This is a genomic window from Delftia lacustris (genome assembly GCF_040267515.1).
GTDB classification, from domain to species: Bacteria; Pseudomonadota; Gammaproteobacteria; order Burkholderiales; family Burkholderiaceae_C; genus Comamonas; species Comamonas tsuruhatensis.
On record NZ_CP141274.1, the window covers coordinates 2551433 to 2570492 of the forward strand.

A 19060-nucleotide genomic window follows, 5' to 3' on the forward strand; every position below is an offset into this window, starting at 1 on the left:
GAGGGTGTCGCCGGCCGCCCGTATGCCCCCCTCGTGAGGGGGAAGGCGCACAGCGCCTCAGGGGGTTACAACTTCTTGACCAGGACCTGACTTTTGCGGTCCCAGTTGTACTTGGCCTTGCGCGCCTCGGGCAGCCAGTCGGGGTCCACGGGCTGGAAGCCGCGCTTGATGAACCAGTGCATGGTGCGCGTGGTCAGCACGAACAGGCTGTCCAGGCCCTGGGCCTTGGCGCGCTGCTCTATGCGCTTGAGCAGCTTCTCGCCATCGCCCGTGCCCTGGCTCTTGGGCGAGACGGTGACGGCCGCCATCTCGGCCGTCCTGGCGCTGGGATAGGGGTAGAGCGCGGCGCAGCCGAAGATCACGCCATCGTGTTCGATGATGGTGTAGTGGGCGATGTCGCGCTCGATCTCGGTGCGGCTGCGCTTGACCAGGGTGCCGTCCTTCTCGAAGGGCTCGATCAGCTGGATGATGCCGGCCACGTCGTCGGGCGTGGCCTCGCGCAGTTCTTCCAGCTTCTCGTCGATGATCATGGTGCCGATGCCGTCGTGCACATAGATCTCCAGCAGCAGGGCGCCGTCGATGGCGAAGGGCAGGATGTGGCTGCGCTCCACGCCGTGCTCGCAGGCATGCACGCAGTGCTGCAGGTAAAAGCCCGTGTCCGTGGGCTGCTCGGGCGTGGGCAGCTCGGCCAGCATGCGGCGGGCCGTGGCCAGCGGCAGCTCGGTGTCGATGGGGTTGGTCTCGTCGGCCGGGCCCGTGGGGTCCATGCGGATGCCCGGCACCTCGGTCATGAAGATCAGCTTGTCGGCCTTCAGCTCGATGGCCACGCGCGTGGCCACCTCTTCCATGCTCAGGTTGAAGGCCTCGCCGGTGGGCGAGAAGCCGAAGGGCGACATCAGCACCATGGCATCCATGTCCAGTGCGCTGCGGATGCCGCTGACATCGACCTTGCGCACCAGGCCCGAATGCTTGAAATCCACGCCGTCCACGATGCCCACGGGCCGCGCCGTGAGGAAGTTGCCCGAGATCACCCGCACCCGTGCCCCCGCCATGGGCGTATTGGGCAGGCCCTGGCTGAAGGCGGCCTCGATCTCATAGCGCAGCTGGCCAGCGGCTTCCTGGGCGCAGTCCAGCGCCACGGAGTCGGTGATGCGCACGCCGCGCGAGTACTGGGCCTCATGGCCCTTGGCGGCAAGCTGTTCGTTGACCTGGGGACGGAAGCCATGGACCAGCACGATCTTCACGCCCATGGCCTGGATCATGGCCAGGTCCTGGACGATGGAGCTGAGCTTGCCCGATGCGATGGCCTCGCCCGTCAGTCCCACCACAAAGGTCTGGTGTCGGAACTTGTGGATATAGGGAGCCACGGACCGGAACCAGGGGACGAAGGTGAAGTTGAAGACGGTGGACATGGTGGTCAGTCGGGGCATCGGGCCGATGCCGGGCAGAAAAAAAAGGCCTGCGGACAGGTCCGCCAGGACATGCTCGCGCAGGCAGGCGCCAGTGTAGCGGCATGGCGCGGCACCTGCGCACAGAAATGGGATGGAACGCCACGCAAATCGGCCCTGCTGCACAGTGCCGGGGGCACAAGGCACAGGACCTTGTCCGACGGGGGCCCGCCTGCAAGCCCGTGTAAGCTTCGCCACCATCGGTGAACCACGCAAGGCGCCCCCATTCATGCCATTGAGCGCTTCCATGTTTTTTCCGTTGCTTGCGCGGCCCGCGCGCCTTGTGCCGTGGCTGGCGGCGCTGGGCATGGTCGCAGGGGCAGCCCAGGCGGCAGGGGAGGCTCCGGCCTCCCAGGCTGCCGCCGCGATGAGCTTCGTGCAGGCCCGCCAGGCGCTGCTGCAAGGCTCCGACCAACTGGCCGCCTCGGCCAAGGCCGTGGAAAGCGCGCGGCTCAGACGCCAGGGTACGCAGGGGCTGGGCGGGCCTTCCGTGGCCATCACGGGCCTGGGCTACCGCTACTCGGCCAATGCCGACATCGATCTCGATCCTGCGCGGCGCACCCTGGACGGCGTCCTCGGCCAGCTGCCGCCCTCGGTGGGGCCGGCCATTCCCTCGCTGCCGCAACTGCCCACCTCCTATGCCTTGCAGCGCAAGAGCACGAATGCCTCGGCCAGCCTGTCCCTGGTCTGGCCGCTGTACCTGGGCGGCCTGTCCGATGCGGTGCGCAGTGGCCTGGACGCTGCCACCGACGAAGCCCTGGCCGATGCGGCCAGCAGCAGCCACGCCCTGCATTCGCTGCTGGTGCAGCGCTACTTCGGCGCCCAGCTGGCCGAGCGGGCCGCACGGCTGCGCGAGCGTGCGCTTGAGGGCGTGCGCGTGCATGACGCGGCCGCGCAAAGCATGCTCAAGGCGGGCGTGATCTCCCGGCTGGAGCGCCTGCAGGCCCGTGCCGCGCTGGCCGACGCCGAGCAGCAGGCGCGCAAATCGCGCGACGACGCAGACCTGGCCGCAGCGGCGCTGGCGCGCACGGTCAAGGCGCAGCGGCAGGTGCTGCCCAGTACGCCGCTGTTCGTCAGCAGCCGGCCTTTGCCGCCGCTGGACGGCTTTGTCGCCGCGGCCCAGTCGCACCATCCGGGTCTGGACAAGGTCCAGGCCAAGAAGCGCCAGGCCGAGTCCCTGCACGATGCCCAGGAGGCGCTGCGCCGGCCGCAGCTGCTGGCCTTCGGTTCGCGCGAGGTCAACACCAGCGGCAAGCCCAACTGGGTGGCAGGCGTGGCCGTGCGCTGGACGCTGTGGGACAGCATCGACCGCGATGCGCTGGCCGCCTCCTCGCAGCGCAAGATCGAGCAGGCCGAGCTGACCCAAGCCCAGGCGCTCAGCGACATCGCGCTGCTGGTCGAGAAGAACTGGCTGGGCGTGGAGCAGGCGCGCCGCCAGTACCAGGCCCAGCAGGCCCAGGAGGATCTTGCGCGCGAGCTGCTGCGGCTGCGCGAGGCCGGCCTGCGGGAAGGCACCAGCACCACGCTGGACCTGATCGATGCCAGCCTCAATCTCGCCAAGGTCCAGACCCAGCGTGCCGAACTGGCCAACCAGTATGTGCAGGCCCTGGCCGCACTGCTGGAGAGCACGGGCCAGAGCGAGGAATTCGACCGATTCATGGCCCAGGCCGACATACAGATCCCACCCGACGCACCATGAGCACAGCCACGCCCGACCATCCCCGCAGCGCCACCGAAGCACCCGGCCCCGCGCCCGTGCCCCCGGGGCGCAGGCGCCCCTGGCTGGCCCTGGCCATCGTGCTGGCCGTGCTGCTGCTCGTGGCCTGGGGCTTTTGGCGTGCGGCGCAGCCCGCCCCCCTGTATTTCCAGGGCCAGATGGAGGCACGCGAGACCGACATCGCGCCCAAGGTCACGGCGCGCATCGCCAAGGTGCGGGTCACCGAAGGCCAGAAGATCCAGCCCGGCGATCTGCTGGTGGAGATGGACAGCCCCGAGGTGCGCGCCAAGCTGGCCCAGGCCGAGGCCGCGCGCGATGCCGCCCAGGCCCAGGCCGACAAGGCGCAGGCCGGCGCACGCCCGCAGGAAGTGCAGATGGCGCGCCTGAACTGGCAGCGCGCCCAGACGGCCGCCGACCTGGCCCAGACCTCGCTGCGCCGCGTGCAAAGCCTCTTCGACCAGGGACTGGTTGCGGCCCAGAAACGCGATGAAGCCGATGCCAACTGGCGCGCCTCGCGCGACCAGGCGCTGGCTGCGCGCGCGCAATATGAAATGGCGGCTTCGGGCGCGCGCCAGGAGGATCGCAGCGCTGCCCAGGCCCAGGCACGCCAGGTGCAGGGCGTGGTCGCCGAGGTGGAGGCCGCGCGTGCCGAGACTGAGCTGCGCAGCCCCGTGGGCGGCGAGGTGGTCCAGGTGCTGGCCCGCCAGGGCGAGCTGTCCCCGCAGGGCGTGGCCGTGGTCACCGTGGTGGACCTGACCGACCAGTGGGTGGTGCTCAATGTGCGCGAGGACCAGCTTGCACGCTTTGCCCAGGGCAGCCGTTTCACCGGCCGCCTGCCGGGCCTGGACAACCGCGAGGCCGGCTTCGAGGTCTACTACCTGGGGGTGCTGCCCGACTTCGCCACCTGGCGCGCCACGCGCGCCGGCCAAGGCTTCGATGCGCGCACCTTCGAGGTCCGCGCGCGGCCGCAGCAGCCCATTGCAGGCGCGCGGCCCGGCATGAGCGTGGTCGTGGAAGGCGGCCGTTGAGCGGCCGGCGGCAGTGAGCGCGAACCCGCCCACGGCCTTTGCCGCCAGCCTGCGGCGCGAATGGCGTCTGCTGCGCGGACGGCCCTGGGACCTGGCCATGGTCAGCTGGGTGCCGCTGCTGGCGCTGCTGCTCATGGTCTGGATCTTCTCGGCAGGCCTGGTCCAGCGCCTGCCCGTCGCCGTCTGGGACCAGGACCACAGCGCCCTGTCGCGCCAACTGGTGCGCATGCTGGACGCCACGCCGGGCCTGGCCGTGCAGTCGCAGGCGCTCAATGCCTCGGAGGCGCAATGGGCGCTGCAGTCCATGAATGCCTACGCCGTGGTGCAGATCCCGCCCGGCTTTGCGCGCGACATCAAGCGGGGCCAGGGGGCCGACGTGGTGCTCATGCACAACGCCCAGCTGGCCACGCATTCCAGCCTGATCCAGCGCGACCTGCGCCAGGTGGTGGGAACGCTGTCGGCCGGCGTGGAAATGCAGGCCCGTGCCAAGCGCGGCGACCCGGCCCAGGCGCTGCGCGTGCGCATGGAGCCCATACGCACCAACCTGGTGTCGCTGTTCAACATCTCCACCAATTACGAACAGTTCCTGGCGGCGGCGCTGATTCCCGCGCTGCTGCACATCCTGGGCATGACGGCCGGCGCCTGGTCCGTGGGGCGCGAGCTGCGCGACCGCAACCTGGGCCAGTGGATGGCCGAGGCTGCGGGCCCGGCAAAGCCCGGCTGGAGCGCCATTGCGGGCGCCTTGGCAGGCAAGCTGGCGCTGTCCTGGGCCAGCCTGGGCCTGGGCGGTACGCTGGCCATGCTGTGGCTCACGGCCGGACGGGGCTGGCATCCGGGGCAGGGCGCTGCCAGCCTGGCCTGGGTGGCGCTGGCCCTGCTGCTGCTGATCGCCGTGAGCCTGGCGGCGGGGGCGCTGCTGGCGGCGCTCACGCTGTCGCTGCGCACGGCGCTTTCGGGGGCGGGCCTGCTGTCGGCGCCGGCCTTTGCGTTCAGCGGCGTGGGCTTTCCGCTGCTGGCTATGCCGGATTCGGCGCGTGCCTGGGCCCTGTCCATGCCCTATACCCACTATGCGCGGCTGCAGATAGAGCAGTTGCAGATGGGCGCGCCCATCGTGCAGAGCCTGCCCGTGGTGGCCGGGCTATTGCTGGCCGCGCTGGTGTTGCTGCTGCTGGCCACGGCAGGCCTGGCGCGCGGCCTTTCCCGCCCCGACAAATGGGGAGGGCGCTGAGATGGCCAGGGGCTTTGCGCATGACTTCATCAACGCCCTGCGTGCCGTGTTCGGCGACGTGGGCGTGCTCATGCTGCTGGTGGGCGCGCCCGTGCTCTACGGCTTCTTCTATCCCTGGTTCTATGGGCAGGAGGTCGTGCAGCGCGTGCCCGTGGCCGTGGTGCAGCACGACGGCAGCGGCCTGGCACGCCAGATGCTGCGCTTTGCCCAGGCCAGCCCGCGCATCGAGGTGACCCTGGTCACGGGCGACGAGGCCCAGGCGCAGCAGGCCCTGCTGGATGGCCGCGTCATGGGCTACGCGCTGCTGCCGCGCGACCTCAAGCGCCGCGTGGTGCGCAGCGAAGAGGCCGTGGTCCCCGTCTATGCCAACGGTGCCTACCCGCTGGCCGCCAAGCAGGTGCAGTACGGCTTTGCCGAGGCCTTTGGCACGGTCTCGGCAGGCGTGGAGCTGCGGCGCCTGACGGCCGGCGGACAGAGCGCACTGCAGGCCCAGGTCAGCCGCTCGCCCGTCAACCTGCAGATGCAGGCCCTGTTCAATCCGACGGAAGGCTACGGCAGCTTCGTCGTCGCCGCCGTGGCCATCATCATCCTGCAGCAGACACTGCTCATGGGCGGCGCGCTGCTGGTGGGAACCTGGCGCGAGCAGGGATTGGACAGGGCGCCGGCACGCACCTGGCTGGCGCGGCTGCTGGCGCTGTGCACGCTGGGCTGGCTCTCGGGCCTGTACTACTTCGGCTGGATCTTCGTCTGGCACGACTATCCGCGCGGCGGCAATCCCTGGGGCGCGCTGGCGCTGCTGGCCGTCTTCGTCCCGGCCGTGGCGGGGGCGGCGGCGCTGCTGGGCTGGTGGCTGGCCAACCGCGAGCGTGCCATGCAGGTGGTGCTGTTCACCTCCATCCCGCTGGCCTTCGTCGGCGGCTTCAGCTGGCCGGCCGAAGCCCTGCCGCAACTGCTGCAGGCGCTGCGCTGGCTGTCGCCCAGCACGGCCGCCATCCAGGCCTCGCTGCGACTGAACCAGGCCGGCGCGCCGCTGGAGGCGGCGCTATGGCATCTGTCCGTGCTGCTGGCCCTGGCGCTGCTGGGCTGGGTGGCCGTGCTCTGGCTGGGCAGCCGCCGTGCGGACCCTGGCGATTGACCGGTCGGGGCTTCAGGCCGGCGCGCCCGCGCCGCGACCCCGTCCCTGCATGGCCAGCATCAGCAGCACCACGCCCACGATGGGCAGCAGCCAGGTGTTGATGCCGTCCCAGCCGGCCGTGTGCAGCAGCTGGCCCGAGCCGAACGAGGCCACGGCCACGGTGCCGAAGACCAGGAAATCGTTGAGCGCCTGCACCTTGGCGCGCTCTGCGGGCCGGTAGCACTCGGTGACCATGGCGGTGGCGCCGATGAAGCCGAAGTTCCAGCCCACGCCCAGCAGCACCAGGGAGCCCCAGAAGTGCAGCAGCTCCAGCCCCATCAGCGCCATCAGGGCCGAGGCGGCGATCATCACCAGCCCCAGCGCCGTGATGCGGCGCTTGCCGAAGCGCGCGATCAGCCGGCCCGTGACGAAGCTGGGCGCGAACATGGCCAGCACATGCCACTGGATGCCCAGCGCCGCCTCGCCCACCGTGTGGCCGCAGCCCACCATGGCCATGGGCGCGGCCGTCATCAGAAAGGCCATGAGGCCGTAGCTGACCACGCCGGCCGAAGCCGCCACGATGAACTGCGGCGTGCGCGCAATCTCGGCCAGCGGCCGGGCCTCGCCCGCCACGGCGCGGGCCTGGGGCGGCGGCAGCTTCAGGCCCAGCAGCAGCGGCAGGGCCAGCAGGGCGAGCACGGCCTGGCTGTAGAAGCTGCCGGCGAACGGCGTCATGGGCAGGGCGTCGCGCGTCCAGATCACCACCTGCGGGCCGATGATGGCCGCGATCAGCCCGCCGATCATCACGCGCGAGATGGCGCGCGCCTGCTCGGCGGGGGCGGTCATGGCGTCGGTGGCCGCGAAGCGGTAGCTCTGCACGCAGGCCGCGTAAAAGCCCGCCAGCGCCGTGCCGATGCAGAAGGTCACGAAATCGGAGTGCGCAATGCCCTGGGCCGCGATCACGCCCGAGACCACGCCCAGGATGGCGCCCAGCACATAGGCCGTGCGCCGCCCCATGCGCTGCATCAGCCAGGCCGCAGGCAGCGTGGACAGCGCCAGGCCCAGCTGGTAGATGCTGACCGGCAGCGTGGTGGCCGTGGGATTGGTGGACAGCTGCTGGCCGACCAGGCCGCCCAGCGAAATGATGATGGGCGGCGACGCGCCCCCCAGCGATTGCGCGGCCACGAGCAGGCCGAGGTTGCGGCGCTGCAGCGCTGGAGTGTGTTGTTCTGGTGTCATGGCTTGTGCGGCGGAAAGACCGCATCTTCACCGAAAATCATGAGGGCTGGGTTAAGCGCCGATTCAGCCAGCCGGGCCGGTGGTCCAGTCCGCGATGGCCAGTCCGGGTTCGGGAATGCGGCTGAACACCCGGTCTCTTGTGACCAGTACCGAGCGCTCGCCGGCCTGCGCGGCCTGCTGCTGCAGGAGCAGGGCGTGCGCGGCAATCATCATGTCCATGGAGGCCAGCGTGATGCCGGCCGCCTCGCAAGCGGCGCGCAGGTGGCCGTAGGCATCGGCCACCTGGGCCGTCCAGGGCAGCACCTCGACGCGGGCCAGGAACCCTGTCACCCGCAGCGACAGCCCGGCAGGGTGGCCGCGCTTGGCGACCCCGTACATCAGTTCGGCCTGCGTGACCGCCGACACTGCGATCTGGTGCATGGGTACGCGAACCAGCTGTTCGCGCACGGCAGGGATATCGCCTTTGATGATGTGGCTGGCGATGTTGGTGTCCAGCAGGTAGCGTGTCATCGCGCACTGCCTTCGTCGGCAAACGGATCGCGGCCTGACTCTGGCTGCGCTCGGTCAGCGGTGTCCATGAAATCGGCCGGCACGTCGGTGGTGGCGTCGAGCGCAAAGAACTCTTGCCATGAGTCGGGACGGCGCGACAGGATCACGTCGCCCGTGACGGGGTCGCGACGTATGTAGACCTCTTTTTCCTCGAACCGGAATTCATAGGGAAGGCGCACGGCCTGGCTGCGACCGGTGGTGAAAAGCTTGGCAGTCTGCGTCACGGTGATTCCTCCTGCTGGTATGTATCAAAGTATATATCCGCACTGTGACTTGCTGTACGCCTCCTGGAAGATCTGGTGGATCAGCTCCCTGAACCATTTGTGCCCCGCGTCATGGTCGTTGCGCGGATGCCAGACGGCGTCGATGGACAGGGCCAGCTCGGGCAGGGGCATGGGGCGCGCCACGCAGTTGGAGCCGGACAGCACGCTGTGCATCCAGTGCGCGGGCATGGCGGCCACCAGGTCGGTGGATTCGATGACGGGCACCATGCCCAGCCAGGTGGGCACCTGGAACATCACGCGCCGCGCCAGCCCGCGCTCGGCCAGGAGTTCGTCCACGATGCTGCTGCCCACGCCCGTGACCTTCAGGTGGCCTTGCTCCAGGTATTTTTCCAGCGTGAGCGGGGAGGCGGCGGCCGGATGGTTCTTGCGCATCAGCACCATCCACTGGTCATCCAGCAGGCGGCGTGATGCCGACAGCACCGAGCGCCCGCGCGAGACGGAAAGGCGGATTTCCACGCCTTCGTACTCGACGCGGTCCGAGGGTTGGCGGCCGTCGAAGGACTGCACCGACAGGCTGATGCCGGGCGCCACGGCGCGCAGATGGATGCACAGCTGCGGCAGCAGCAGCACGCCCACGTAGTCGGACAGGCGCAGGTGGAAATTGCGCCGCGCCGTGGCCGGATCGAAGCCCTTGCTGACCTCGATGGCGCTTTCGATCTCGCTGAAGGCCTTGCGGAAGCTGCGCGCCAGGCGCACGGCCTCGGGCGTGGGCGACATGCCTTCGGCCGTGCGCAGCAGCAGCGGGTCGTTGAACTGGGTGCGCAGCCGGCGCAGCGCGTGGCTGACGGCCGAGGAGGTGATGCCCAGCCGCGCGGCGGCCTTGCCCACGCTGCGTTCTTCCACCAGGGCCTCGAAGATCACCAGCAGGTTGAGGTCGATGCTGCGCAGGTTGACCGGAGCGCGCGGCGCGCCGTCTGCATGTTGAATGCTGTTCATTTTGATGATGACAAAGATGAGCTTGACTGAATTTTACGTGCGTCACGACAATGCACCAGCTTTGAAATGAATGCCCATGAATTCACCCAGTTTCAACCGCTGTGCCGGTGATTGCGACGCAGTCGAAAATCCAGCGGAACAATATCTGTTTCCAGAAAATTCCTGCGATACCCATTTCCATGTATTTGGTCGTTCCGATGATTTTCCGTTGATTGCAGAGCGCGCCTATACACCGGCTGTCGCGTCCATGGACGATTATTGGAAAGCCTTTCGCCCATTGGGCGTGGACCGCTGCGTTCTGGTCCAGCCCAGCGTGTATGGCCGCGATCACGGCCTTCTCAAGCAGACGCTGCGCCATGCCGAATCGGGCCGCATGCGTGGCGTGGCCGTGATCTACGAGGACACGCCGGATACAGAGATCGAAGCGCTGCACGCCCTGGGCGTGCGCGGCGCTCGGTGCAATGCGCTGTTTTCGGGCGGGGTCTCCGTCTCCAGCCTGCGGGCCGTGGCCGACCGCATCCGGGGCCTGGGCTGGCATGTGCAATTGCTGGTGAACGTGGATGAAGACCCTGGCCTGGCGCAGCGCGTGGCCGACATGGGCGTGGCCGTGGTGGTGGATCACTTCGGCCACCCGTCGCGCCAGCTGGGCGCCGGCGGGCCGGGCAGCCGCAACCTGCAGGCGCTGATGAAGGAAGGGCGGGCCTGGGTGAAGTTCTCGGGCGCCTACCGGATATCGGCAACGGCATCGGCCGTGGACCCGGCCGTGGTTCCCATTGCACATGCCCTGGTGCAGGCCAATCCGCACCGGATCGTATGGGGGTCTGACTGGCCGCATCCCGGAATAAAGGCCCGTTCGAATTCCGCTGGCGAATTGGCGCGGGCACTGGTGGATTGGGTTCCAGAGGAATACAGGCACACGGTATTGGTCGATAACCCCGCGCGCCTGTATTGGGGTCATTGATTTTCAAATAGCAGGAGACAGAGAAAATGAATCGAATCACATCGGGCCGCAGAGGCTTTATCCGCACGGCGGTATCTTTCGCGGCGCTGGCTGCGGCATCGGCTGCATCGGCAGTGCAGGCGCGTGCATTTCCCGCCAAGCCGCTCACGCTGGTCGTGCCCTTTGCGCCGGGCGGCAACGTGGACATCGTGGCCCGCACGCTGGGCATTCCGCTGGCCCGGCATGCGGGGCAGTCCGTGATCGTGGACAACCGTGCGGGCGGCGGTGGTGCCGTGGGTTCGGGCTGGGTGGCGCGCGCCGAGCCGGACGGGCATACGCTGCTGGTGGCCACGCCGGGCCAGTTGGGCACCTTGCCCGAGATGATCAAGCTGCCCTACCGCGCCGACAGCTTTGCGCCCATTGCCGTGGTCAGCCGCACGCCCGTGGTCGTGGTGGTGCGCGCCAACGACGCGCGCTTCAAGACCGCTGCCGATTTCATCAAGGCGATGAAGGCCAGGGATGGCAGCGTGACCGTGGGCCATGCCGGCCCGGGCTCGCCCAATCACCTGGCTGTGCTGCAGCTGGAAGATGCGGTGAAGGTGCGCGTCAATCCCGTGCCCTACAAGGGATCGGGGCCGGCCCTGGTCGATCTGATCGGCGGGCAGATCGACGCCGTGGTGGACCAGATCACCAGCTCCACGCCGCATATCAAGAGCGGCGCCCTGCGCGCGCTGTTCGTGCTGGGGCCGCGCGCCGGGGGCGGGCTGGCCGATGTGCCCGACCTGGCCCAGCTGGGCCTGCCGGTGTTCGATGCCACCACCTTCGTGGGCGTGTTCGCGCCCAAGGGTGCGCCCACGGCCAGCGTGGACAGCCTGTATGGCTGGATCTCCCAGTCTGTGGCCGACCCGGAGTTCAGCCGCCTGATCCGCGAACTGGGCAGCGAGCCCTTCCCGGCCAGCGCGGCCGTGCTGCAGCGCCTGGTCAGCGAAGAAGCCGCGCTGGCGGCGCGGCTGACCCGGCAGGGGCGCCTGCGCGCGGAGTAGCCGCCGCGCGCACTTTCCCGATCCTCTAGTACCCGGCCGCCAGCCCGTCGCGGCGCGGGTCGCTGGCGATCTGGTAGCCCTCCACGGCGGGATCGCCCATGCGCCAGATGAACTGGCCGGCGCCGAAGTCCTGGTAGGGGTCGTGGATGACCTCCACCTGGTGGCCCAGCGCCTGCAGGCCGGCGATGGTGGCCGGCTCCATGCCGCCTTCCACGTTGATGGCCAGGCCTTCGTTGACGCGCCAGCGCGGCGCATCGCAGGCCGCCTGGGGCGACTGGCGGTAGTCCAGCATGCGCACCACAGTCTGCATGTGGCCCTGGGGCTGCATGTTGCCGCCCATGACGCCGAAGCTCATCACGGGCTGGCCGTCGCGGGTCAGGAAGGCCGGAATGATGGTGTGGAAGGGGCGCTTGCCCGGGCCCACCAGGTTGGCGCGGTTGGGGTGCTGGGGGTCGGTGCCGAAGCCGTGGCCGCGGTTTTGCAGGCTGATGCCGAAGCTCGGCTCCACCACGCCCGAGCCAAAGCCCGAGAAGTTGCTCTGGATGAAGCTGACCATCATGCCGTTCTCGTCGGCAGCCGTCAGGTAGATGGTGCCGCCGCGCACGGGGTTGCCGGCCTTGAAGTCCTGCGCACGGCGCGGATCGATGAGCCTGGCGCGCGAGGCCAGGTAGGCGTCGTCGAGCATCTGTGCGGGCGTCACCTCCATGTCCGCGTCGGCCACGTAGCGGTAGATGTCGGCAAAGGCCAGCTTCATGGCCTCGATCTGCAGATGCTGGGAGGCCACGCCATCCACGGGCAGGCTGGCCAGGTCGAAGTTGGACAGAATGCCCAGCGCGATCTGCGCGGCAATGCCTTGCCCGCCCGGCGGGATCTCGTGCAGCGTGTGGCCGCGGTAGTCCTTGGCCAGCGGCTGCACCCATTGCACCTCGTGCGCGGCCATGTCGGCCATGCCCAGGCAGCCGCCGTGCTGCTGCACGAACGAGGTCACGGCCCGTGCAATCTCGCCCTCATAGAAGGCCTTGCCGCGCGTGGCGCCAATGGCGCGCAGGGCGCGCGCTGCGGCGGGAAAGCGGAACAGCTCGCCCACCTCGGGCGCGCGGCCCCGGGGCAGGAAGCTTTCCCTGAACCCCGGCTGCGATTGCAGCTCGGGCGCGCCTGCGGCCCATTTCTGCTGGACCACGGGCGGCACCAGGTAGCCGCGCTCGGCGATCTCGGCGGCCGGCTCCATCAGCGCATCAAAGGGCAGCTTGCCGAAGCGCTCGTGCAGGGCCACCCAGGCGCTGACGGCGCCCGGCACGGTGATGGAGTCCACGCCCCGGCGCGGCGGCTTGTCCTGGCGGCCATAGCGCTGGTGGAAGTATTCGGGCGCCCAGCCCTGCGGTGCGCGGCCGCTGGCGTTGAGCCCGTGCAGCTCCTTGCCATCCCAGAGGATGCAGAAGGCGTCCGAGCCCAGGCCGTTGCTCACCGGCTCGACGATGGTCATGGCCGCCGCCGCCGCAATGGCCGCGTCCACCGCGTTGCCACCTGCCCACAGCATGCGCAGGCCGGCCTGCGCCGCCAGCGGATGGGAGGTGGATACGGCATTGCGCGCGAACACGGGCACCCGCCTGGAGTCGTAGGGGTTGCCGGGAGTGAAGGGAGAGGAAGATGCGTGCATGAAAGAACCTGCCTCAGTCGGCGGTGATGCCCATGGTCTTCACGTCGCGGCTCCAGCGCGTCAGCTCGCGGTCGATCTGCTGCTTGAAGGACTTGGGGTCGCTGGTCTCGGGGTCCAGGCCCTGGGCCTCGAACTGGGCCTGCACTTCGGGGCGCTCCATGATCTTGCGCACTTCCTGGGCCAGCCGCTCGACGATGGCCGGGTCCGTGCCGCCCGTGGTGAACAGGCCGTACCAGGATGTGAAGGCGTAGCCGGGCAGGCCGGCCTCGGCGACGGTGGGCACGTTGGGCAGGTTCTTGACGCGCTGCTTCGTGGTCACGGCCAGGATGCGGGTCTGGCCGGTCTTGGCCGAGGTGATGGCGGGCGGAATGCCCGAGAAAATGGCCTGCACCTGGCCGCCCGACACATCGGTGATGGCCGGGCCGTTGCCGCGGTAGGGCACGTGCACCAGGTTCACGCCGGCCTGCTGCGCGAACAGCGCGCCTGCCAGGTGCAGGGTGGAGCCGTTGCCCGACGACGCGTAGTTGATGCTGCCCGGCGCCTTGCGCGCGGCCTCTATCATTTCCTGCACCGTCTTGTAGGGCAGGGCGGCGTTCACCAGCAGCGCGTTGCCGGACTCGGCCACCAGGGTGATGGGCTCCAGGTCCTTGCGCGGGTCGAACGACAGCTTCTTGGCCAGCACGGGCGCCACGGTGTTGCTACCGATGGAGCCCAGCAGCAGCGTGTAGCCGTTCTTGGGCGCCTTGGCCACCACTTCGCTGGCGATCAGGCCGCCCGCGCCGCCGCGGTTCTCCACCACCACGCTTTGGCCCAGGCGCTGCTGCAGCTCCTTGGCCAGGATGCGGGCCACGATGTCGTTGGCGCCGCCGGCGGCAAAGCCCACCATGATCTTCAGCGGCTGCGAGGGCCAGGCATCGGCGGCGGGCGCGGCCCAACCGGGCGTGGCGCAGGTCAACAGGGCGGCGCAGCAGACAAGCAGGCGGCGGGACACGGGTGCAGGCATGGAGATCTCCAGAAATCCGGGAAGTGGGAGGGTGCGATCAGGACGATCGGCTATCGGTTGCCAGCGATTTTGATGATAGAAACTGTTTGGTGAAAGCTGGAATTTCTTACGAATCTTGAAAGTAAAACTTTTATGCCAAGCCTGCGCATTCTTCGCACTTTTCTGGCCGTGGCGGCCGAGGGCTCCTTCACCGCCGCCGGACAGCGCGTGGCGCTGACCCAGGTGGCCGTGGGGCTGCAGATGCGCACGCTGGAAAACGACCTCAAGCGCAAGCTGTTCGCGCGCCAGGGCAAGCTGGTCACGCTCAATGAGCAGGGCCGGGCGCTGGTGCCCATAGCCACCCAGCTGGTGGCGCTGTACGAGCAGGCCAAGCACGGCACGCGGGCCGACGCGCCGCTGGCCGGCACCGTGCAGTTCGGCTCCATCGTCTCGGCGCTGAGCCAGCTGGTGCGCGCCACGCTGGAGCTCAAGCGCCACCATCCGGCGGTGGACCTGCATGTGGTCTCGGGCAAGTCCAACCGGCTGATCGCCCAGGTGGAGAACCATGAGCTGGACGCGGCCGTGGTGGTCTACAACCCGGCCATCAAGCGCCCCTCGCTGGTCTGGACACCGCTGTATGCCGAGCCCATGGTGCTGCTGGCGCCGCGCGCCGCCCGGCCCGCGGCGCCCGCCGACATGGTGGAGCGCTATCCCTTCATCCGCTTCGACCGCACCGAGCACACGGGCGAGCTGGTGGAGCGCACGCTGCGCCGCCTGCGTGCCAAGCCCCAGGAGTTCCTGGAGCTCAACTCCATCGAGACCATCGTGGAGCTGGTGCGCGACGGCATGGGCGTGGCCATGCTGCCCAATCTGGCGCGGCATGGCTGGGAGGGCGACCCGCGCCTGCGCGTGCTGCCCATTGCCCAGACCGCCGAGAGCCGGCAGATCGCCCTGGTGCAGCTGCGTACGGCGGCGCGCGCCGAGATCATCACCGCCGTGGGCCAGCAATTCGTGGCGGCGCTGGCGGTGCCGGCCTGAGCGCGGCGCTGGCGGTGTTGCGCCGATTCGGAGGTCTTCAAGTTGCGTATTGCGCGAGCCCATGGCCCATGGACCAGTTCTCCTTGTCCACCTCGACCAGGTTGACGAACACGTCCTCGGGCCGCAGGCCCGGGCTTTCGACCAGCAGCTCGGCGATGCGGCTAAACAGCGCCTTCTTCTGCTCCAGGCTGCGGGTGTTGCTGACCGTGAGCTGCACCAGCACCAGATCGTCGCTGCGCGCCACGCCCAGGTAGGAGGCGCCGTAGCGGAAGTTGTCGCCGTCATGCTCGGTGATGGTCATGAACTGGTCGTCCTCCGGCACGTTGAAGGTCTCGCGCATGGCGCGGTAGAGGCTGTCGCAGATGGCCTGGCGGTAGGCGGGGGACTTGCCGGCGCGCATGTTGATCCGGGTCATGGGCATGGTGTGGCTCCTTTGCGTTGCGTTGAATTGCGTTGTGGGAGCCTCGAAGGTAGGCCGTGCCAGCTATTTTGAAAAGACATGATTGCTGATATCAGTAATAATGGATTGAAATGATTCAACGACCTCTGGACCTGGATGCCGTGCAGAGCTTCGTGCACATCGCGGAGCTGGGCAGCTTCACGCGCGCGGCCGAAGCCATGCAGACCACGCAGGCCGCCGTCAGCCTCAAGCTCAAGCGGCTGGAGCAGCGGCTGGGCTGCCGGCTGGTCGAGCGCACGCCGCGCCACGTGCAGCTGTCGGCGCTGGGTGCCGACTTCCTGCCCCATGCGCGCGAACTGCTGCAGGCCCATGAGCGCGCACTGGCGCTGGCCGTCAGCACGCGCCAGCGGCTGACCATCGGCATCAGCGACCACGTGGCCGGGCCTGAGCTGCCGGCCCTGATCGCCCGCATGAATGCGCAGGACCCGCAACTGCTGATCGACATCCGCATCGCATCGTCCGGCCCGCTGCTGCAGGGATTCGACCGGCGCGAGTACGACACGGTGATCGTTCGCACGCATGCCGGGCGTGACGACGGCGAGCTGCTGGCCGAGGAGCCCTTCGGCTGGTTTGCCGCGCCCGGCTGGCAGCACCGCGCGGGCGAGCCCCTGCCGCTGGCCACGCTGGCCGAACCCTGCGGCGTGCGCGCCATGGCCGGGCAACTGCTGGATTCGGCGCGCATGCCGTGGACCGAGGTGTTCGTTGGCGGCGGCGTGGCCGCTGTCTCGGCCGCCGTCATGGCGGGGCTGGGCGTGGCCGCGCTGGCGCCGCGCATGCTGGCCCTGGGCGCCGTGGACGTGGGCCCGCGCCTGGGCCTGCCCACGCTGCCGCGCCTGCCCGTGCTGCTGCACACCCGCGTGCGCGAAGGCCGGCCGCGCGCGGCGCTGGATGCGCTGGGCGCCGCCTTCAAGTCCGCCGTGCGTGGCTAGCAGCCAACAATCGGCCCGGCATGGCACGCAGCCGCTTGTGCCTGCGTGGCAACGGGCGATAGACTCGCACCCCTCCCATCCACCCTCACCCTTTCGAGGTGCACCATGCCCCGCCGCACAGCTTCCTGCTGAACGACTTCGTCGCACGCTGATCCTGGCCTTGCCCCGGATGTCTTTTGCGTGTGCGCTGCGGTGCGTGGCCTTTTGAGGGCTTGCGGCTGACCGTCCGGTTTGCGGACGGTGCCGACAGTCCTGCCATCTTCCCCTTCGACAGCCTGCCGGCCCGGCCACCACGGGCCAGGCCGCGCTGTCGCTGCATCCCCTGCATTGCGGCGCCTGGCGTCGTCGTCGGCTTTTCCCGCCCCATGGCATGTCGCCGTGGGGTGCTGCATCGTTTTCGGAAAGCACGACATGACCCCATCCATTGCCCAAGGCGCTCACTTTCTTTCGAGCGTCGAGATCCTCAAATACCCCCGCACGCCGCACCTGCGCGGCTCGCGCCTGCAGTCCGGTGACCAGGACGACGCCGTGCCCTATGAGCGGCTGGCCGGCCAGCACATCGTCGTCGAGGAAAAACTCGACGGCGCCAACGCCGCGCTGAGCTTTGCCGGCGACGGCCAGTTGCTGCTGCAGTCGCGCGGCCACTACCTGGACAGCGAGCGGCCCGGCGGGCGCGAGCGCCAGTTCAACCTCTTCAAGCAATGGGCCCAGGCCCATGAGGGCGCGCTGCTGTCCCTGCTGGACGACCGCTACCAGGTGTTCGGCGAGTGGATGTATGCCAAGCACTCGCTGTTCTACGACGCGCTGCCGCACTGGTTCTGCGAGTTCGACATCTGGGACCGCTCGGCGCAGTGCTTCCTGGACACGCCGCGCCGCCATGCCCTGCTGGCCGGCGTGCCCGTGGTCTCGGTGCCCGTGCTCTACAGCGGGGCGGCGCCCCGGCGCATGCAGGACCTGCTGGCGCTGCTGGCCCCTTCGCTGGGCCGCAGCGCGCGCTGGCGCCAGGCCTTCGAGCAGGTGGTGGCCCGCCAGAAGCTGGACCTGCCGCTGTGCTGGCGGCAGACCGACGGCTCCGAGCTGGCCGAAGGCCTCTACCTCAAGGTGGAGGAGGGCGGCCAGACCGTGGCGCGCTACAAGTTCGTGCGGCCGGACTTCGTGCAGGTCATCCTCGACTCGGGCTCGCACCACAGCGAGCGGCCCATCGTCCCCAACGGGCTGCGCGAAGGCGCAGACATCTTTGCGGCCGATATTTCAAAAAGCTGGTGAGGCCTGCAGCGCAGACCCATCGCAAGGAGATTGCCATGACGAACTGGAAACAGATCCAGTCCCTGGTGCCGCAGCCCGGCGCCGACCCCGACTTCGCCGCCTGCCTGGCCGCCTTCCCCCAGCTGGAGCAGGCCAAAACCACGCCGCAGGACCCGGTCTATCACGCCGAAGGCGATGTCTGGACGCACACGCAGATGGTGGTGCGCGAGCTGCTGGCCGATCCCGACCATGCGGCACTCACCGCCACCGAGTGCGAGACGGTCTTCCTGGCCGCGCTGCTGCACGACGTGGCCAAGTGCTCGACCACCGTGGTGGGCGAGGACGGCCGCATCGGCCAGCCCGGCCATTCGCGCCGCGGTGCGCTGGATGCGCGGCTCATGCTCTGGGAAGCCGGCGCGCCCGTGGACCAGCGCGAGGCCATCTGCCGGCTGATCGCCGTGCACCAGGTGCCGTTCTTCGCCTTTGCCGATTCGCGGCGCGGCCACTCGCCCGAGTTCATCGTGCGTGAGTTGTCCTGGCAGGTGGACCTGCACCTGCTCACGCTGCTGGCGCGGGCCGACATGCGCGGTCGCATCTGCCCGGACATTGCGTCCGTGCTGGTCAACATCGAGCTGGTGCGCGAGTTCGCGCTGGAGGAGGGCTGCCTGCGCACGCCACGCCGCTTTGCCTCGGCCGAGACGGCGGTGCGCTACTTCCGCGGCGCGCAGCTGCATCCCGACTATGCGCTGCACGCGCAGGCCGGCTCGCGCGCCATCGTCATGTGCGGCCTGCCGGCCAGCGGCAAGAACACCTGGGTGGCCGCCCACCATGGCGACCTGCCCGTGGTCTCCTTCGACGATGCGCGTACGGAGTTGGGCCTGCGCCACGGCCAGAACGAGGGCGCGGCCGCCCACCACGCCGTGGACAAGGCCAAGGCCCTGCTGCGCGCGGGCCAGCCCTTCGTCTGGAATGCCACCCACCTGTCGCGCCAGATGCGCGGCAAGACCGTGGACCTGTGCCTGGCCTACGGCGCCCGCGTGGAGCTCGTGCACCTGGAAGCCAGCCGCCCAACCCTGCTGGCCCGCAACCGCGCGCGCGACACCACACTGACCAACGCGGCCCTGCTCGGCCTGCTGCAGCGCTGGGATGTGCCTTTGCCTACCGAGGCGCATGCGCTGTCGTTGCTGGTCAATGAGGGGTAGGGGAGGGGGAGGGGGGGAGGG

The 19060-nt window shown here is 69.2% G+C and carries 18 protein-coding genes; 10 read left to right on the plus strand and 8 right to left on the minus strand.

Annotated elements, in window-relative coordinates:
* Nucleotides 1-65 precede the first annotated feature (65 nt).
* Nucleotides 66-1412, minus strand: coding sequence for an amino-acid N-acetyltransferase (gene argA, locus U6958_RS13050; RefSeq protein ID WP_012206372.1), 1347 nt, complete (start codon nt 1410-1412; stop codon nt 66-68).
* 283 nt (nt 1413-1695) lie between these two features.
* On the opposite strand from argA, the gene U6958_RS13055 reads away from it, so the two are divergent.
* The 4 genes from U6958_RS13055 to U6958_RS13070 are packed head-to-tail and all read left to right on the plus strand — an operon-like array spanning nt 1696 to nt 6556.
* Entirely contained in the window at nt 1696-3147 is a 1452-nt protein-coding gene (locus U6958_RS13055) for a TolC family protein (RefSeq protein WP_016448247.1), read from the plus strand.
* Nucleotides 3144-4193, plus strand: coding sequence for an HlyD family secretion protein (locus U6958_RS13060; protein WP_074923492.1), 1050 nt, complete (start codon nt 3144-3146; stop codon nt 4191-4193). The genes U6958_RS13055 and U6958_RS13060 overlap by 4 nt, the downstream gene beginning before the upstream one ends.
* 13 nt (nt 4194-4206) lie before the next feature.
* Entirely contained in the window at nt 4207-5421 is a 1215-nt protein-coding gene (locus tag U6958_RS13065) for an ABC transporter permease (protein WP_074923493.1), read from the plus strand.
* A gap of 1 nt (nt 5422) precedes the next feature.
* Nucleotides 5423-6556, plus strand: coding sequence for an ABC transporter permease (locus U6958_RS13070; RefSeq protein WP_074923494.1), 1134 nt, complete (start codon nt 5423-5425; stop codon nt 6554-6556).
* A gap of 12 nt (nt 6557-6568) precedes the next feature.
* Here U6958_RS13070 and U6958_RS13075 read toward each other — a convergent pair whose 3' ends face one another.
* The 4 genes from U6958_RS13075 to U6958_RS13090 all read right to left on the minus strand — a co-directional run bounded on the left by U6958_RS13075 (nt 6569) and on the right by U6958_RS13090 (nt 9543).
* Nucleotides 6569-7774, minus strand: a complete 1206-nt coding sequence (locus U6958_RS13075) for an MFS transporter (RefSeq protein WP_074923495.1) — start codon at nt 7772-7774, stop codon at nt 6569-6571.
* A 63-nt stretch (nt 7775-7837) separates the two neighbouring features.
* Nucleotides 7838-8284, minus strand: a complete 447-nt coding sequence (locus U6958_RS13080; protein ID WP_034367439.1) for a type II toxin-antitoxin system VapC family toxin — start codon at nt 8282-8284, stop codon at nt 7838-7840.
* Complete coding sequence (locus U6958_RS13085) at nt 8281-8547, minus strand: antitoxin (protein ID WP_016453264.1); 267 nt, start codon at nt 8545-8547, stop codon at nt 8281-8283. The genes U6958_RS13080 and U6958_RS13085 overlap by 4 nt, the downstream gene beginning before the upstream one ends.
* 24 nt (nt 8548-8571) lie before the next feature.
* Entirely contained in the window at nt 8572-9543 is a 972-nt protein-coding gene (locus U6958_RS13090) for a LysR family transcriptional regulator (protein ID WP_074923496.1), read from the minus strand.
* Nucleotides 9544-9619: 76 nt separating this feature from the next.
* On the opposite strand from U6958_RS13090, the gene U6958_RS13095 reads away from it, so the two are divergent.
* The gene (locus U6958_RS13095) at nt 9620-10504 is read left to right on the plus strand and encodes an amidohydrolase family protein (protein WP_074923497.1); all 885 of its coding nucleotides are present in this window, start codon (nt 9620-9622) and stop codon (nt 10502-10504) included.
* 26 nt (nt 10505-10530) lie between these two features.
* Complete coding sequence (locus tag U6958_RS13100; protein ID WP_016448238.1) at nt 10531-11526, plus strand: tripartite tricarboxylate transporter substrate binding protein; 996 nt, start codon at nt 10531-10533, stop codon at nt 11524-11526.
* Between the two features lie 25 nt (nt 11527-11551).
* Here U6958_RS13100 and U6958_RS13105 read toward each other — a convergent pair whose 3' ends face one another.
* Nucleotides 11552-13183 (minus strand): gamma-glutamyltransferase family protein, encoded by a 1632-nt coding sequence (locus U6958_RS13105; protein ID WP_074923498.1) that lies wholly within the window; start codon nt 13181-13183, stop codon nt 11552-11554.
* A 13-nt stretch (nt 13184-13196) separates the two neighbouring features.
* Nucleotides 13197-14186, minus strand: a complete 990-nt coding sequence (locus U6958_RS13110) for a tripartite tricarboxylate transporter substrate binding protein (protein ID WP_013801719.1) — start codon at nt 14184-14186, stop codon at nt 13197-13199.
* 132 nt (nt 14187-14318) lie between these two features.
* On the opposite strand from U6958_RS13110, the gene U6958_RS13115 reads away from it, so the two are divergent.
* Nucleotides 14319-15203, plus strand: a complete 885-nt coding sequence (locus tag U6958_RS13115) for a LysR family transcriptional regulator (protein WP_043822811.1) — start codon at nt 14319-14321, stop codon at nt 15201-15203.
* 37 nt (nt 15204-15240) lie between these two features.
* Here U6958_RS13115 and U6958_RS13120 read toward each other — a convergent pair whose 3' ends face one another.
* Complete coding sequence (locus U6958_RS13120) at nt 15241-15624, minus strand: tautomerase family protein (protein ID WP_034395446.1); 384 nt, start codon at nt 15622-15624, stop codon at nt 15241-15243.
* A 110-nt stretch (nt 15625-15734) separates the two neighbouring features.
* On the opposite strand from U6958_RS13120, the gene U6958_RS13125 reads away from it, so the two are divergent.
* From U6958_RS13125 to U6958_RS13135, 3 genes are all read left to right on the plus strand, one after another.
* Nucleotides 15735-16592: a LysR family transcriptional regulator gene (locus tag U6958_RS13125; protein ID WP_013801722.1), complete on the plus strand. Its 858-nt coding sequence runs from the start codon at nt 15735-15737 to the stop codon at nt 16590-16592.
* Nucleotides 16593-17003: 411 nt separating this feature from the next.
* The gene (locus U6958_RS13130; RefSeq protein ID WP_074923499.1) at nt 17004-17858 is read left to right on the plus strand and encodes an RNA ligase family protein; all 855 of its coding nucleotides are present in this window, start codon (nt 17004-17006) and stop codon (nt 17856-17858) included.
* A 35-nt stretch (nt 17859-17893) separates the two neighbouring features.
* Nucleotides 17894-19039 carry an AAA family ATPase gene (locus U6958_RS13135; RefSeq protein ID WP_074923500.1) on the plus strand — a complete coding sequence of 382 codons (1146 nt, stop codon included), beginning with the start codon at nt 17894-17896 and terminating at the stop codon, nt 19037-19039.
* Nucleotides 19040-19060 lie beyond the last annotated feature (21 nt).